Raw genomic sequence first — 15,177 nt, forward strand, 5'->3', positions numbered from 1 at the left:
CGCCGTCATGGGCGGCCTTGTTGTATCCAGCTTTTCATCCCGTGCGGCGGCAAACAGTTCTGACTCAGGAGTTGTCATGCCACGCACGCAATGGGGTTCCCGCCTCGGTTTCATTCTGGCTTCGGCCGGCGCCACGGTGGGCCTCGGTTCCATCTGGAAATTCCCCTACGTCACCGCCATGAACGGCGGCGGCGCTTTTCTGCTGGTCTACCTGGCCTTCACTTTCACCTTGGGGCTGGCCTTGCTGCAGGCCGAGCTGGCGCTGGGCCGCGCGGCCGGCTGCGGGGCGGTCGGCGCGTTCTCCCGGCTGGGCTCGCCGCGCTGGAAGCTGCTGGGCTACGGCGGCGTGCTGTGCTGCTTCCTGGTGTTTTCCTTTTACAGCGTGGTCGGCGGCTGGACGCTGGGCTACCTGCTGCGCGCGCTGGACGGCCGGGTGATGAGCGACGACGCGGGCGCGCTGGCCGCGCTGTTCGGCCAGTACGTCGGCGATCCCGCCGAGGCGCTGCTGACTCACGCGCTGTTCGCCGGCCTGACGCTGCTGGTGGTGGCCGGCGGGGTGCAGAAGGGCATCGAGCGCGTCGGCAAGCTGCTGATGCCGCTGCTGTTCCTGCTGATGCTGGCGCTGATCATCCGCGCCTTGACGCTGCCCGGCGCGATGGCGGGGGTGGAGGCGCTGTTCCGGCCGGATTTCGCCCGGCTGACGCCTGGCATGCTGGTGGAGGCGCTGGGCCTGGCCTGCTTCTCGCTGTCGGTGGGCGCCGGCTGCATGCTGGCCTACGGCTCCTACCTGGGGCCGGACACCCGGCTCGGCAACTCGGCGCTGTGGGTGACCGGGCTGACCGCGCTGACTTCGGTGCTGGCCGGTTTGATGATCTTCCCCGCGATCTACGCCTTCGGCCTGAATCCGCAGGCCGGCCCCGGCCTGACTTATATGGTGATGCCGGTGGTGTTCAACCATCTGCCCTACGGCCAGCTGTTCGCGACGGCGTTCTTCGCGCTGCTGCTGATGGCGGCGCTGACCTCGGCGGTGTCGCTGCTGGAGGTGGTGGCCATCCTGCCGATAGACGAGTTCGGCGCGAGCCGGCGCAAGGCGACGCTGGCGGTGACCGCGCTGGCCTTTCTCGCCGGCGTGCCGGCGGCGCTGTCTTTCGGACCGCTGGCCGACTGCAAGCTGTTCGGCCGCAACGCGTTCGAACTGATGGACTACGCCGCGTCCAATGTGCTGCTGCCCTTGGGCTGCATCGGCACCGCGCTGTTCGCCGGCTGTGTGGCGTGGCCGGCGGTGCGGGACGAGTTGCGGTTGTCCGCGCCGGCGGCGACGCTGATGCGCGTCGCCTGCCGCTGGCTGGCGCCGCTGATGATAGGCCTGGTGCTGGCCTACAACCTATAGCAGCCAGCGCAGCGCGCCATAGACCGCGAAGCTGACCACGATGGCCAGCAGCGTCTTGCCGTTTTTCCAGGCCACGGCGATGGCGACGATGGTGCCGGCCAGATAGGCGTTATGCCAGGACAGGTCTATGGTTCCGGCCGGCGCCAGCGCCATCGGCGCCACCAGCGCCGACAGCACCGCCGCCGGCACGTAGTGCAGCGCGCGGTTCAGCCAGCCGGGAAAGGCCAGCCGCTGGCCGAAGACCAGGAAGCTGGCGCGTATCGCCAACGTGGCGGCCAGCATGCCGACGATGGCCGCCCAGTGTTGCCATGAGTTCATGCGGCCTCCCGTTTCTGTCCGCGTTCAACCATCATGCCGGCGGCGACGCCGGCCAGCGCGGCCAGCATCAGGTCCAGCTTGTAGGGCAGGCCGCGCGCCAATAGCGCCACCGCGCCCGCGGCCAACGCCGCGGCCAGCGTCGGCCGCTTCTTCAGCTGCGGCGCGACGATGGCGGCGAAGGTGGCCACCATCGCGAAATCCAATCCCAATCTGTCCAGTCCCGGCACCGAGCGTCCCAGCGCCACGCCGGCCAGCGTCCATAGCTGCCAGTTCAGATACATGGCCAGCGACGATCCCAGCCAGTACCACTGGCCGCCGTCCGCGCCCAGGCTGCGGAAGCGGTGCTCGACCACGGCGAAGGTCTCGTCGGTGAGCCAGAACGCCAGCGGCCAGCGCCAGGCCAGAGGCCACGGCCGGGCGTAGGGCAGCAGGGTGGCGCTGTACAGCGCGTGGCGCAGGTTGACGACGAAGGTGGTCAGCCAGATCACCGGCAGGGCCGCGCCGGCGGAAACCAGGCTGACGGCGATGAATTGCGAGGAGCCGGCGAAGACCAGCAGCGACATCGCCGCCGTGGCGGCGGGCGACAGTCCGGCGGCGATGGCCAGGGTGCCGAAGATCACGCCGAACGGCGCCGCGCCCACCATCATCGGAATGGTGTCGCGCGCGCCGTCCAGCAGCCAGCGGCGGCGGTCGGATAGGGAGGGCATGGATGAGTCCTGCGTGCGGCGGGGCCGGACATCGGCCCTCTGTTCCTGATGATGGAGCAGGCCGTCCGGCCTGTCTTGAACGATTTTGCGGCCGACTCAGCGGGGCCGCGCGCCCACGGCCTTCTGATAGGCGGCGGGCGTGATGCCCAGCGCCTGCTGAAACGCGCGGGTCAGGTGCGGCTGGTCGGCGAAGCCCAGCTCCAGCGCCGCCGCGCCGGGCCGCATGCCGGCCGCCAGCAGCTTGCGGGCGCGCGCCACCCGCAGCTGGTTGCGCCAGGCCACCGGCGGCAGACCGGTTTCGCGCTTGAACTGGCGGCATAGCTGCCAGGGCGACAGGCCGACTGCCGCCGCCAGTTGCTGCAGCGAGTGGTTGGCGGCGGGATCGTCGGCCAGCATCTGCCTGACGGTTTCCACGGCGCCGGGGGCGGATGCCTGCTTGTCCGGGCGCAGCCGCATGTATTTGACCAATACCTCGCTGAACACCGCGGCCAGCGCCGATTCGCGCCGCAACGCGTCGCGGCTGTCGCGCAGCAGCAGGTGCAGGCTGTCCAGCCGGCGCGCCAGGCCGGGGTCGACCACCACGGTGTCGCGAAAATAGGGCAGGCCGGCCTTGCCGTTCAGGTCGGCGGCCAAGCCGCCTATCATGTCGACGCCGGGATAGAAGCCGCGATAGGCCCAGCCGTTTTCGTGGGCGGTTTCGCCGGTGTGCACCTCGCCGGGATTGATCAGCACCAGCGCGCCGACGCCGGCGCGGTGCAGGCCGCCGCGGTGGCGGTAGGACTGCGCGCCCAGGGTCAGCGTGTTGACGACGAACTGCTCGTGGAAATGGGGCGGGAAGGTCCGCTCGGCGTATTGCGCGTCCAGGCATTCCAGCGCGCCGAGATCGTCGGCGCGGAACAGTTCGGAGCGTTCGGCGGAAAGGGCGGGCATGGCGCGGACCTGCGGTGATGGTCCGTCCATTGTGGCAGAGGCGGCGCGGCTTGTGCGCGCCGGCTTGCTTGGCTTGGGCGGCGGCTTACGAGCCGGCCATGAAGGTGCGGATGCCGGAGCCGACGAACTGCACGCCGATGCAGATCAGCAGGAAGCCCATCAACCGCGTCATCACCTCGCGGCCGCCGCGGCCCAGCCGCTCCGAGATCAGCAGCGACGACTTCAGCGTCAGCCACATGCCGGCGCAGGTCAGGCCGATGGCGGCGAAAGTCATCGCGAAGGCCAGCGCCTTGGCCGGCAGCGTGGACAGTTCGGCGATCTCGGTGGAAATGCCTATCACCACCGCGATGGTGCCGGGGCCGCTGATGCCGGGCATCGCCAGCGGGAAGAAGGCGTAGTCCTCGCGCTCGCCGGACTGTTTGGGCGCCTGGCCGGGGTCCTGCGACAAGAACAGCATGCGGTAGCCCAGCACCGCCACCACGAAGCCGCCGGCGATGCGCAGCGCGCCGTAGGAAATGCCGAAGGCGGCCATGATCAGGTTGCCGGCCAGCAGGCTCACCGCCATGATGGCGGCGGCGAACACGCAGGCGCGGCGGGCTTGCGAGTCGCGGTGCGGTTCGCTCATTTCGCGGGTCAGCGTGATGAACAGCGGAATCTTGGACAGCGGATTGGTGATGGTGATCAGGCTGAGCAGACCGCCGAACAGGAATTGCAGCGACAAGGTTTTGAACATGGTGTTGAGGCCGGGTATCTAGCCCGCCGATTGTAGAGGCTTACGTTGCGGCGGGGTAGCCGGGGACTGCGCTTTAGACCGGCGGCATGGCAAGGTGTGGCGCGAGGCCGACGGATGCGGCAATTTGTCGCGTTCATCGGCCCGCGCGGCGTGCTAGAGTGAGAGCCATTTTCAATTGGAGACCCCGCGATGAAACGTTTCGCCGCCGCCCTGTTGGGCCTGTGCCTGTCCGGCCTGGCAGCCGCCCACTCCTTCCAGCTGGGCGCAATCCACATCGGCCATCCGTGGAGCCGCGCGATGCCGGCCGCCAGCCAGACCGGCGGCGTCTACCTGTCGCTGGAAAACCAGGGCAAGGCCGAGGACAAGCTGGTGTCGGCCAGCACCCCGCGCGCCGATCGCGCCGAGCTGCACACCCACGTCAACGACAACGGCGTGATGCGGATGCGCAAGGTGGAGGGCGGCGTGGCGGTCGCGCCGGGCCAGACCGTCAAGTTCGCGCCGGGCAGCTACCACATCATGCTGATGGGTCTGAAGCAGCCGCTGAAGGCCGGCGACCGCTTCCCGCTGACGCTGGGCTTCGAGAAGGCCGGCCAGGTGGAGGTGCAGGTGGTGGTGCAGGACGGCGCCGACGACCACGCGCACTGATAGCGCTACCAAGCCATGCCCGCAGCAGCTTGCCGCCATATCGGCGCAAGCTGCTGTTTTTTTGTTTGTTTGGCCGCCGTTGCGCCGAAGTTACATGCTGCTTCGCAGCAATGCGCGAGGCGACCATTCCGGACTTTACAGTCCCGGCCCGGCTGGGCACACTGGCCCGAGCAACAAGGTTGAACAAGACGATATCCGCGACGCCGGCCCCCGACTCGGCACTGCGCCAAGTCTGCCAAACAAAAGAGAAACGATGGAGGAGAGGGTGCTTCGCACCCGCACAACACGCTGCAAACAGGGGGTCGGCGCCGTTTTTTACGTTATGCTGTCGTTTTGTTCCCGCCGCGTCTTTCCATCATGAATCCGTCCGACTCCCCCGCTTCCCTGCCCCGCGTCGTCATCCATTACTGCACCGGCTGCCGTTGGCTGCTGCGCGCCGGCTGGCTGGCCCAGGAACTGCTGACCACCTTTGAAAAAGAACTGGCCGAGGTGGCGCTGCGCCCCGGCAGCGGCGGGGTGTTCCGCGTCGAGGTCGACGGCGAGCTGCTGTGGGACCGCAAGGCGGAAGACGGCTTTCCCGAGCTGAAAATCCTCAAGCAGCGGCTGCGCGACCGCATCGCGCCGGACAAGGCGCTGGGGCACAGCGACCGTCCCTGATTCCCGATGAACGCCCCGCAACGCAAGATCATCCACGTCGACTGCGACTGCTTCTACGCCGCGATCGAGATGCGCGACGACCCCAGGCTGCGCGATGCGCCGCTGGCGGTGGGCGGCCGCCCGGAGACGCGCGGCGTGGTGGCCACCTGCAACTACATCGCCCGCCGCTACGGCGTGCACTCGGCGATGTCGTCGGCGCGCGCGCTCCGGCTGTGCCCGGAACTGGTGATCCTGCCGCCGGACATGGCGCGCTACCGGCTGGCCAGCCAGCAGATCATGGCCATCTACCAGCGCTACACCGACGTGATCGAGCCGCTGTCGCTGGACGAGGCCTATCTGGACGTCACCGGCCAGCCGCACGAGCAGGGCAGCGCCACGCTGATGGCCGAGGCGATACGCCGCCAGATCCGCGACGAGGTGGGCATCACCGCGTCGGCCGGCATCGCGCCCAACAAATTCCTGGCCAAGGTGGCCAGCGACTGGAACAAGCCGGACGGCCAGTTCCTGATCCGGCCGCGCGACGTCGACGCTTTCGTCGTCACCTTGCCGGTGGAGAAGATACACGGCGTCGGCCGCGTCACCGCCGAACGGCTGCACCGGCTGGGCATACACAGCTGCGGCGACCTCAGGCGCTGGTCGCCGGCCGACCTGTTCCGCCATTTCGGCAGCTTTGGCGAGCGGCTGCTGGCGCTGTCGCAGGGCCGCGACGAGCGGCCGGTGTCCACCGACCGCAGCCGCAAGACGATCAGCGTCGAGGAGACCTACGCCCAGGACCTGCCCGACCTCGCCAGCTGCCTGTCCAAGCTGCCGGAGCTGGCGGACCGGCTGCAGGCGCGGCTGGCGCGCAGCGGCAGCCCGGATTTCAAGGGGCTGTCGGTGAAGCTGAAGTTCGACGATTTCAGCCAGACCACGGTGGAGCAGCCGGGTTACGCGCTGTCGATGGCGGCCTTCGGCCAGCTGCTGCGCACCGGCCATGCCCGCGGCAGCCGCCCGGTGCGCTTGCTGGGCGTCGGCGTGAAGCTGGCCGACGATTTCGACCTGCCGCGCCAGCTGCGGCTGTTCGGCCGCGACGGCCGGCCGCTGCCGGACAACGCGCCGGCTGGAGAGGCACCGGCGGAGGATGGCCCGGCGGAGGATGCCTCCGCCTAGCGGAAGCATCCGTTCGCGTCCGGATCAGGGCGCGGGTTTCACCACGGCCGGCTTGGCGGAAAAGTCGCCGGCGTAGGCCTGGGTCAGCAATTCCGGCTGCAGATACTTGCGCAGCGCGGCGTTGACGTCGTCCACCGTCAGCGCGTCCAGCATCGCCAGCCGCTCGCGGGTGAAAGCCATGGTGCGGCCCTGCCACAGCTGGCGCTGCAGCAGGTCGCTGAGCGGGCCGTCCTGGGCCAGCGCCACCTGGTAGGTCCGCCGCAGGCCCTGTTTGGCTTCGGCCAGCTCCTGGGCGGTGACGCCGTCGCGCCGCAGCCGCGCCAGCTCCTCGGCCACGCCCTGTTTCAGCTTGTCCAGATTCTGCGGCGCGAAGATCGCGCCCATCCGCCACGCGCCCACCTTGCCGAAGCTGGCGGCGTCGACGCCGCTGCCGGCGCCGTAGCTGATGCCGTCCTGCTGGCGCAGCCGCGTCAGCAGCCGCGATTGCGCGCCGCCGCCCAGGATCTCGTTGGCCAGCAGCAGCGCCGGGTAGTCGGGCGAGTCGTCGCCGATGGCCAGCGGCAGCGAGGCGCTGTAGACGGCGTTGGCCTTGTCCGGCGTGGCGATGGACAGGCTGGCCGGCTTGGGTTGCGGCAGCAGGCCGTCCACGCGCTGGTAGGCGGCCTTGCTGTTCCAGCGGCCGAACAGCCGGTCCAGCTGGCCGCGGACGGCGGCGGCGTCGAAGTCGCCGACCAGGGCCAGCTGCCCGTGATCGGCGCCGTAGAACTGCTGGTGGAAGCGCTTGAGCGCGTCCAGCCTCACCCCGGCGATGTCGCGGTAGGATTCGTCCAGCGTCGGGCTGTAGCGGATGTCGTCCTTGGCGTAGGCGTTCAGCTGCTGGCTGACCGCCTGGCCGGCCAGCGCCTGCGGCTCGCCGCGCGAGGCGTCGATGCCGGCCAGCGCCTGGCGCTTCAGCTGCTCGAACTCGTCGGCGGGGAAGGCCGGCTGCTGCAGCAGCTCGGCGATCAGCTCCAGCAGCGCCGGCAGGTTCTGGCGGGTGGTCTTGAAGCGCACCTGCAGGTCCTGGCCGTCCTGGCCGATGTCCAGGCTGGCCTGCAGCGCGTCCAGCTGGTCGGCGATGGCGGCGCGGCCCAGCTTGCGGCTGCCGCGCTCCAGCATGTTGGCGGCCAGTTCGGCCGCCGCGGCCTGGCCGCGCAGATTGCCGGCGTCGCCGAAGGAGAAGCTGAACGCGCCGTGGACGACATTGCCGCGGGTCTGCTTGGGCAGCAGCGCGATCGCCGCGCCGTTGGCGAGCCGGCCGCGCTGGGTGCGGGCCTCGATATTGGCGGGGCTGGCGTCGAAGGCTTCGCCGGCGGCGACGGCGGCCTTGCCCTTGTAATCCTTGACCATCGCGGCCACGTCCGGCGCCGGCGGGATGTCGGCGCGGTCGGGTTTGGCGGTGGGGATGAACTGGCCGTAGCTGCGGTTGCTGGGCTTGAAGTAGTTTTCCGCCGCCCGCTGCACGTCGGCGACGGTCAGCGCCTCGATGCGGTCGCGCTGCAGGAAATACAGCCGCCAGTCGCCCAGCGCGATGGACTCGGACAGCTGCACCGCCAGCCGCTGCGGATCGTTCAGCGTTTGCTCGATGTCCTTCAAGAGCGCGGCTTTGGCGCGCTTGAGTTCGGCGGCGGTGATGGGTTTGGCGCGGATGGCCTCGACGGTGGCCTGCAGGATGGGGCGGGCCTGGGCTAGGCTCTGGCGTTTGGACAGCTCGGCCAGGAACACGATGTAGCCGGGCTCGGCCAGCTCGAACGGCATCGCGCTGACGCCGACGGCCTTGTGGGCGGCGACCAGGTTCTTGTACAGGCGGCCGTTGGGCGTATCGGCCAAAATCACCGCCAACGCCTGCAGCGCGGCGCTGTCCGGATGGCTGCCGGCCGCGGTGCGGTACAGCGTCGCCGCCAGCTGGGTGTCGCCGACGCGGCGCACGGTGACTTCGCGCTCGCCGTCGCGCTGCGGCTCCTCGGTCCAGGTGGGGACCAGCTCGCGCTGCGGGCGCGGAATCTTGCCGAACAGCGTTTCGATCCGCGCCAGCGTGCGGGCGGGGTCGAACTTGCCGCCCACCACCAGCACCGCGTTGTCGGGCTGGTAGTACTTGCGGTAGAAGGCCTGCAGGTTTTCGATGCGCACCTTTTCCACGTCGGAGCGGGCGCCTATCGTGCTGTGGCCGTAGTTGTGCCAGTCGAAGGTGATCGCCGACAGCTGCTTCCACAGCACGTTGGCCGGGTTGTTCTCGCCCTGCTCCATCTCGTTGCGCACCACCGAGAACTCGGTGTCCAGGTCGCTCCTGGCCACCTTGCTGTTGACCATGCGGTCGGCCTCCATCGCCAGCGCCCAGTCCAGGCTGGCGGGGTCGGCGGGGAAGGTTTCGAAGTAGTTGGTGCGGTCGAAGAAGGTGGAGCCGTTGAACTGCATGCCGCGCTTGGACAGCTCGGACATCAGGTTGCCGCTGGTGGGCGTGCCCTTGAACAGCATGTGCTCCAACAGGTGGGCCATGCCGGTTTCGCCGTAGCCTTCGTGGCGGCTGCCGACCAGATAGGTCAGGTTGACGGTGGTGGTGGGCTTGGAGTCGTCGGGCGCCAGCAGCACGCGCAGGCCGTTGGCCAGCCGGTATTCGCTGATGCCTTCGGCGCTGGCGTAGGGGGCGGCCGCCTGCGCGCGCTGGACGGCCGGCGCGGCGGTTTCGGCGTGGACGGACAGCGCGGGCGACAAAGCCAGCGCCAGCAGCAGGCTCAGGGTCTTCAGTCTCATGGATTCAGTTGCGTTTCCTTGCTGGATGGGAGGGCGTCCGCTTGACGATGCCGCAGCGTCGTTCGCGGCGTCAAGCCGCGCGGGGCGGATGGACAAACCGGCCTGCTTGGGCAGGCCGGTTCGGCAAGGGTTCCGGCGCGGGCGCTCAGCGCCGCAGATTGCTGATGCCCATCAGCATGCCCATGCCGATGAACAGCGTGACCGAGGCGGTGCCGCCGTAGGACATGAAGGGCAGCGGCACGCCCACCACCGGCAGGATGCCGGACACCATGCCCATGTTGACGAAGGCGTAGACGAAGAAGGACATGGTGATCGATCCGGCCATCAGCCGGCCGTACAGCGTCTGGGCGCTGGCGGTGATCATCATCGCCCGGCTCAGGATCAGCAGGTAGAGCGTCAGCAGCACCGCGTTGCCGGCCAGGCCGAACTCCTCGGAGTAGACGGCGAAGATGAAGTCGGTGGTGCGCTCCGGGATGTAGTCCAGGTGGGTCTGGGTGCCGTTGAGCCAGCCCTTGCCCCACGGCCCGCCGGAGCCGATGGCGATCATCGACTGGATGATGTGGTAGCCGGTGCCCAGCGGGTCGGTGGTGGGGTCGATCAGGGTCAGCACCCGCTTGCGCTGGTAGTCGTGCAGATGGTTCCAGACGATGGGCAGGCTGGCGGCGGCCATCACCGCGCCGGCCAGGATCACCTTCCACGGCAGGCCGGCGAAAAACAGCACGAAGAAGCCGGCGGCGGCGATCAGCAGCGCGGTGCCCAGGTCGGGCTGCTTCAGCACCAGGCCCACCGGCACCAGCATGATGGCGGCGGCGATCAGGTAATGCCACCAGCGCAGCGACAGCTCGTATTTCTGGAAGAACCAGGCCAGCATCATCGGCAGCGCGATCTTCAGGATCTCCGACGGCTGGATGCGGGTGACGCCCAGGCTCAGCCAGCGGGTGGAGCCGTTCACGGTGATGCCCTTGAAGTGCACGGCGATCAGCAGCAGCACGCCCAGCACGTAGATGGGCGGCGCGAAGTTCATCACGCTCTGCGGCCGCATCCGCGCGATCACCCACATCACGGTGAGCGCCATCGCGGTGTAGATCAGCTTGTTGTCTATCTTGTCGAAGGACTGGTTGTTGGCGGAGTACAGCAGCACCATGCTGACCGCGAAGATCAGGCCGAGGAACAGCATCAGCCAGCCGTCCAGCGGCTCTTTTATCTGCTGCCAGATCTGCTTAATCAGCGGCGTCTTCACGTACGTCTCCGTTTTCCATCGGCACGGTTTTCAGCAGGCCGGCCAGGTCGTTGCGCACCTTGCCGGTCAGGTAGAAGTCGAACAGGCCGCGCGCCACCGGCGCGGCGGCGGCGGCGCCGAAGCCGGCGTTCTCGACGATGATGGCCACCGCGATCTTGGGCTGCTCCACCGGCGCGAAGGCGATGAACCAGCTGTGGTCGCGGTACTGCTCGGCCAGCGCCGCGGCGTTGTACTTGGCGCCCTGCTTGATGGCCACCACCTGGGCGGTGCCGGTCTTGCCGGCCATCGAGTATTGCAGGCCGGCGCCGACGCGGGCGCCGGTGCCGGAGATCATCACGTTGCGCATGCCTTCCTTGATGTAGTCGAAGTATTCCTTCGGGTAAGGCAGCTGCCGGATCGGCTGCGGCTCGATCTGGCGGGATTTTCCGGTCTTGGAGTCCACCACCTGCTGCACCAGGTGCGGTTTGAACACCTGGCCGCCGTTGGCCATGATGGCGGTGGCGTTGGCCATCTGCAGCGGGGTGTAGGCGTTGAAGCCCTGGCCGATGCCGATGCTGACCACGTCGGCCGGATACCAGCGCCGCACCTCGGGCTTGTAGCGGGCGAAGCGTTTTTCCTTCCATTCCTTGGACGGCAGCACCCCGGTGGCCTCGCCGTCCAGGTCGATGCCGGTCTTGCTGCCCAGGCCGAAGGAGCCGACCACCGGGTGGATCTTGTCTATGCCCATGTCCCAGGCCAGCTTGTAGAAGAAGGTGTCGCTGGACACGGTGATCGCGCGCTGCAGGTTGACCATGCCGTTGCCGCTTTTCTTGCTGTCGCGGAACTGGTGGCTGGAGCCGGGCAGCGTGAAGTAGCCGGGCGCCGGGCGGATGTCGCGCATGCCTATGCTGTGGGTGTTCAGCGCCGCCATCGCCATGAAGGGCTTGAAAGTGGAGCCCGGCGGGTAGGTGCCGCGCAGCGCGCGGTTGATCAGCGGCTTCTGCCAGTCGGTGTTCAGCGCGGTCCAGGTCTGGGTGTCGATGCCGTCGATGAACAGGCTGGGATCGAAGCCGGGCTTGGACAGGAAGGCCAGCACGCCGCCGGTGTTGGGGTCTATCGCCACCAGCGCGCCGCGGCGCTCGCCGAACAGCTTGTCGGCCATTTCCTGCAGCCGGATGTCCAGCGCCAGCTTCAGCGTGTTGCCGTTGACCGGCGGCGTGCGGCGCAGGCTGCGCACCGCGCGGCCGCCGGAGTCGGTCTCCATCTCCTCGAAGCCCACCTGGCCGTGCAGGTCTTCCTCGTACACTGCTTCCAGGCCGGTCTTGCCGATGTAGTTGGTGCCCTTGTAGTTGGTGGTCTTGTCCTCTTCCTCCAGCCGCTCCTTGTCCCTTTGGTTGATGCGGCCGATGTAGCCCAGCACGTGGCTGGTCATTTCCTTGTACGGATAATCGCGGAACAGCCTGGCCTTGACCTCGACGCCGGGCAGCTCGAAGCCGTGGGCGGCGACGCGCGCGGCCTCATCGTCGGTCAGCTTGACCTTCAGCGGAATGGCTTCGAAATTCTTGCTTTCGGCCAGCAGCTTCTTGAACAGCTTCTCGTCGCGCGGGCTGACGTCGGCCAGCGTCTTCAGCTTGGCGACGGTGGCGGCGAGGTCGGGAATCTTGCTGGGCGTCAGCTCCAGCGTGTAAGCGGAATAATTCTGCGCCAGCACGATGCCGTTGCGGTCCAGGATCAGGCCGCGGTTGGGCAGGATGGGCACCAGCGAGATGCGGTTGTTCTGGGCCAGCGTGGAGAAATGGTCGTGCTGCAGCACCTGCAGCCAGACGAAGCGCGCGAGCAGGGTGAGGAACATCAGGATGATCAGCGCGTAGGCGATGACCAGCCGCAGCTCGAACTGGGCTTCTTCGGACTGCGGGTTCTTGAAACGGGACGGGCGGCGCATGGATCAGTCGGGTTTCATGCCGTGTGGTGGCGGTAGGGAATCAGCATCAGCTTGGTCAACAGCGGCCACAGCAGCGCGCCGATCAAGGGCGGCAGGAAATAGCTCCAGCCGACGAAGGCGGAACCGGTCAGCATCCGCACCACCACCATGATCAGCTGGTTGGTCAGCATCAGGCCCAGCACCACCAGCGCCTGCTGGCCCAGGTTGAACATCACCAGCTGGCGCTGGCGGCTCAAGGCCAGGAAGGCGGTGATCGAGTAGGCCAGCGCGTGCTGGCCGAACAGGCCGGCGGTGGACACGTCGGCGATGATGCCCATCAGGAAGGCGATGCCGATGTTGACCCGGCGCGGCTGGTTGATCACCCAATACAGAATCAACAGGCCGATGAAGTCGGGCAGCCAGCGCGTGCTGCCGTGCGGCAGCGGCACCAGCTCGACCAGCACGGCGATCACGAAGGTGGTCAGGATGAAGCGGCGCTTGACCGGCTTGAGCAATTCCTTGGGGCGGTCCAACGACATCTGGGCTTACTCCTCGTCGGCGGACTTCTTGCCGCCCTTGGTCTTCTTCTCCGGCAGCGCCGGGGGTTCCGCCGGGCGCGGGCGAGTTTCTTTGGCCTGCAGCACCAGCACGTAGCGGGTTTGCTGCACGCCGGACATCGGCAGGGTGCTGACGCGGGTGAAGGCGGCGCCGGCATTGCGATCGACCTTGCTCACCACCGCCACCGGGATGCCTTCCGGGAACACGCCGTCCAGGCCGGAGGTGACGATGCGGTCGTTTTCCTTGACGTCCGAACTCTGGGGCAGGTAGCGCAGTTCGATGCCGCCACCATAACCATAGAGGATGGCGCGCTCGCCGGTGCGGGCGATCATCACCGGAACCATCTGGTTCTTGTCGATGATCAAGGTCACCTCGGCGGTCAGCGGCTGCACCCGCGTCACCTGTCCCAGGAGACCGCGCGCGTCCACCACCGGCTGGCCGGCCTGCAGCTTGGCGTCGTCGCCCTTGTCGATGATGATCTTGTACGAGAACGGGTCGCGGCCGGTGTACAGCGTCTCGGCGATCTGCGCCGAGTCGTCGCGTTGCGCGCGGATGCCGTTCAGCTGGCGCAGTTCGTTCAGCTCGCGCTCCAGCGTCTGCAGCCGTCCCAGCTGGGCGGCCATCTGCAGCTGCCGCTCGCGCAGCAGGGTGTTTTCCTGCTTCAGCTCGGCCTGCGAGGTCAGGTAGTCGCCGGCGTGGCGCACCGCCTGGGCCGGCATGTTGACCGCGCGCTGCACCGGGTACAGCGCCAGCGACAGCGCTTCGCGCGCCTGTTCCATCAGGCCGTAGCGGCTGTCCCCGATCAAGAGCGCGATCGAGGCGACGACGCTCATGGCCAGGCGCGCAGCCGGGGGCGGCCCGGAGCGGAAAAAGCTTGGGGTGTTGGCGAAATCCATGGCCACAGCCACCGCGCCTTGACGGCGCGGCGTTCGCTCGGTTTACAGGGTGTTTGCTGGAAGTTTAAGGCACGTTGGTGAAAATGGTGCCGATCTTGTCCATTTTTTCCAGCGCCTTGCCGGAGCCGCGCACCACGCAGGTCAGCGGTTCTTCGGCCACGAACACCGGCAGGCCGGTTTCTTCCGCCAGCAGGCGGTCGATGTCCTTCAGCAGCGCGCCGCCGCCGGTCAGCACCATGCCCTTCTCGGCGATGTCGGCGCCCAGTTCCGGCGGAGTCTGCTCCAGCGCGATTTTCACCGCGGAAACGATCTGGTTCAGCGGCTCGGTCAGCGCTTCCAGGATTTCATTGGAAGACACGGTGAACGCGCGCGGAATGCCTTCGGCCAGGTTGCGGCCCTTGACTTCCATTTCGCGCACCTCGGCGCCCGGGAAGGCGGAGCCGATGGTTTTCTTGATTTCCTCGGCGGTGGTCTCGCCGATCAGCATGCCGTAGTTGCGGCGGATGTAGTTGATGATGGACTCGTCGAACTTGTCGCCGCCGACGCGCACCGAGTTGGAGTAGACCACGCCGCCCAGCGAGATCACGCCGACTTCGGTGGTGCCGCCGCCGATGTCCACCACCATCGAGCCGGTCGGCTCTTCCACCGGCAGGCCGGCGCCGATCGCCGCGGCCATCGGCTCTTCGATCAGCTCGACGCGGCGGGCGCCGGCGGCGAGGGCGGAATCGCGGATCGCCTTGCGCTCCACCTGGGTGGAGCCGCAGGGCACGCAGATCACGATGCGGGGGCTGGCGGCGAAGAAGCGGTTCGGGTTCACCTTCTTGATGAACTGCTTCAGCATCTGCTCGGTGACGGTGAAGTCGGCGATCACGCCGTCCTTCATCGGGCGGATCGCCTGGATGCTGCCCGGGGTGCGGCCCAGCATGCGCTTGGCTTCCAGGCCGACGGCCAGGATGGATTTCTTGTTGGTCGGCGCGTCGTTGTGGATGGCGACGACCGAAGGCTCGTCCAGCACGATGCCTTTGCTGCGCATGTAGATCAGGGTGTTGGCGGTGCCGAGGTCGATGGCGAGGTCGTTGGAGAAGTATCCGGTCAGCGAACGAAACATTGGGCGGTCCTGGTCAGTTTTCGTCAGTGGCGGACGCCGGCGGCGTCCGTAAAAATCCAGTTTAATCTGTGGCAGGCCCGTTTCCCCGCCTTTTTATCAGGCGTGGCAACTATTCACTGTTTTCAGCGTTGCGCACGGGCGTTTTGTCGCGTCGAT

At 67.8% G+C, this 15,177-nt stretch carries 14 protein-coding genes; 4 read left to right on the plus strand and 10 right to left on the minus strand.

Annotated elements, in window-relative coordinates; all coding sequences use genetic code 11:
* Positions 1–76: 76 nt before the first annotated feature.
* Positions 77–1,390: a sodium-dependent transporter gene (locus ACY3GB_RS15620; protein ID WP_463089559.1), complete on the plus strand. Its 1,314-nt coding sequence runs from the start codon at positions 77–79 to the stop codon at positions 1,388–1,390.
* Here the strand turns inward: ACY3GB_RS15620 and ACY3GB_RS15625 are convergent.
* From ACY3GB_RS15625 to ACY3GB_RS15640, 4 genes are all read right to left on the minus strand, one after another.
* Positions 1,385–1,708: an AzlD domain-containing protein gene (locus tag ACY3GB_RS15625; RefSeq protein WP_463089560.1), complete on the minus strand. Its 324-nt coding sequence runs from the start codon at positions 1,706–1,708 to the stop codon at positions 1,385–1,387. The genes ACY3GB_RS15620 and ACY3GB_RS15625 overlap by 6 nt on opposite strands.
* Entirely contained in the window at positions 1,705–2,415 is a 711-nt protein-coding gene (locus ACY3GB_RS15630) for an AzlC family ABC transporter permease (RefSeq protein WP_463089561.1), read from the minus strand. The genes ACY3GB_RS15625 and ACY3GB_RS15630 overlap by 4 nt, the downstream gene beginning before the upstream one ends.
* A gap of 96 nt (positions 2,416–2,511) precedes the next feature.
* A complete protein-coding gene (locus tag ACY3GB_RS15635) occupies positions 2,512–3,345 on the minus strand; it encodes a helix-turn-helix domain-containing protein (protein ID WP_463089562.1) in 834 nt (277 codons plus the stop codon).
* A gap of 85 nt (positions 3,346–3,430) precedes the next feature.
* Entirely contained in the window at positions 3,431–4,078 is a 648-nt protein-coding gene (locus ACY3GB_RS15640; RefSeq protein WP_046155196.1) for a MarC family NAAT transporter, read from the minus strand.
* Positions 4,079–4,267: 189 nt separating this feature from the next.
* Between ACY3GB_RS15640 and ACY3GB_RS15645 the strand changes: the two genes are divergently transcribed.
* From ACY3GB_RS15645 to dinB, 3 genes are all read left to right on the plus strand, one after another.
* Positions 4,268–4,723, plus strand: a complete 456-nt coding sequence (locus ACY3GB_RS15645; protein ID WP_463089563.1) for a copper chaperone PCu(A)C — start codon at positions 4,268–4,270, stop codon at positions 4,721–4,723.
* A gap of 357 nt (positions 4,724–5,080) precedes the next feature.
* On the plus strand, positions 5,081–5,380 hold the full coding sequence (locus tag ACY3GB_RS15650; protein ID WP_021479181.1) for an Rdx family protein: 300 nt from the start codon (positions 5,081–5,083) through the stop codon (positions 5,378–5,380).
* Between the two features lie 6 nt (positions 5,381–5,386).
* Positions 5,387–6,529, plus strand: coding sequence for a DNA polymerase IV (gene dinB, locus ACY3GB_RS15655; protein WP_463089564.1), 1,143 nt, complete (start codon positions 5,387–5,389; stop codon positions 6,527–6,529).
* 24 nt (positions 6,530–6,553) lie between these two features.
* On the opposite strand, the gene ACY3GB_RS15660 is transcribed toward dinB, so the two are convergent.
* The 6 genes from ACY3GB_RS15660 to ACY3GB_RS15685 form a co-directional block, all read right to left on the minus strand.
* The gene (locus ACY3GB_RS15660) at positions 6,554–9,319 is read right to left on the minus strand and encodes a M16 family metallopeptidase (RefSeq protein ID WP_463089565.1); all 2,766 of its coding nucleotides are present in this window, start codon (positions 9,317–9,319) and stop codon (positions 6,554–6,556) included.
* Positions 9,320–9,464: 145 nt separating this feature from the next.
* Positions 9,465–10,559 carry a rod shape-determining protein RodA gene (gene rodA, locus ACY3GB_RS15665; RefSeq protein ID WP_046155192.1) on the minus strand — a complete coding sequence of 365 codons (1,095 nt, stop codon included), beginning with the start codon at positions 10,557–10,559 and terminating at the stop codon, positions 9,465–9,467.
* Positions 10,540–12,480, minus strand: coding sequence for a penicillin-binding protein 2 (gene mrdA / locus ACY3GB_RS15670; RefSeq protein ID WP_463089566.1), 1,941 nt, complete (start codon positions 12,478–12,480; stop codon positions 10,540–10,542). The genes rodA and mrdA overlap by 20 nt, the downstream gene beginning before the upstream one ends.
* 14 nt (positions 12,481–12,494) lie before the next feature.
* Positions 12,495–12,998, minus strand: coding sequence for a rod shape-determining protein MreD (gene mreD, locus ACY3GB_RS15675; protein ID WP_021477377.1), 504 nt, complete (start codon positions 12,996–12,998; stop codon positions 12,495–12,497).
* Positions 12,999–13,004: 6 nt separating this feature from the next.
* A complete protein-coding gene (gene mreC / locus ACY3GB_RS15680; protein WP_463089567.1) occupies positions 13,005–13,913 on the minus strand; it encodes a rod shape-determining protein MreC in 909 nt (302 codons plus the stop codon).
* A gap of 64 nt (positions 13,914–13,977) precedes the next feature.
* Complete coding sequence (locus ACY3GB_RS15685) at positions 13,978–15,021, minus strand: rod shape-determining protein (protein WP_021477375.1); 1,044 nt, start codon at positions 15,019–15,021, stop codon at positions 13,978–13,980.
* Positions 15,022–15,177 lie beyond the last annotated feature (156 nt).

It is taken from the genome of Chromobacterium sp. Ag138 (assembly GCF_055181315.1).

Coding starts and splice junctions, on each gene's coding strand:
- ACY3GB_RS15620 (WP_463089559.1), top strand. CDS start 77: ATGCCACGCACGCAATGGGGTTCCCGCCTCGGTTTCATTCTGGCTTCG.
- ACY3GB_RS15625 (WP_463089560.1), bottom strand. CDS start 1,708: ATGAACTCATGGCAACACTGGGCGGCCATCGTCGGCATGCTGGCCGCC.
- ACY3GB_RS15630 (WP_463089561.1), bottom strand. CDS start 2,415: ATGCCCTCCCTATCCGACCGCCGCCGCTGGCTGCTGGACGGCGCGCGC.
- ACY3GB_RS15635 (WP_463089562.1), bottom strand. CDS start 3,345: ATGCCCGCCCTTTCCGCCGAACGCTCCGAACTGTTCCGCGCCGACGAT.
- ACY3GB_RS15640 (WP_046155196.1), bottom strand. CDS start 4,078: ATGTTCAAAACCTTGTCGCTGCAATTCCTGTTCGGCGGTCTGCTCAGC.
- ACY3GB_RS15645 (WP_463089563.1), top strand. CDS start 4,268: ATGAAACGTTTCGCCGCCGCCCTGTTGGGCCTGTGCCTGTCCGGCCTG.
- ACY3GB_RS15650 (WP_021479181.1), top strand. CDS start 5,081: ATGAATCCGTCCGACTCCCCCGCTTCCCTGCCCCGCGTCGTCATCCAT.
- dinB (WP_463089564.1), top strand. CDS start 5,387: ATGAACGCCCCGCAACGCAAGATCATCCACGTCGACTGCGACTGCTTC.
- ACY3GB_RS15660 (WP_463089565.1), bottom strand. CDS start 9,319: ATGAGACTGAAGACCCTGAGCCTGCTGCTGGCGCTGGCTTTGTCGCCC.
- mrdA (WP_463089566.1), bottom strand. CDS start 12,480: ATGCGCCGCCCGTCCCGTTTCAAGAACCCGCAGTCCGAAGAAGCCCAG.
- mreD (WP_021477377.1), bottom strand. CDS start 12,998: ATGTCGTTGGACCGCCCCAAGGAATTGCTCAAGCCGGTCAAGCGCCGC.
- mreC (WP_463089567.1), bottom strand. CDS start 13,913: ATGGATTTCGCCAACACCCCAAGCTTTTTCCGCTCCGGGCCGCCCCCG.
- ACY3GB_RS15685 (WP_021477375.1), bottom strand. CDS start 15,021: ATGTTTCGTTCGCTGACCGGATACTTCTCCAACGACCTCGCCATCGAC.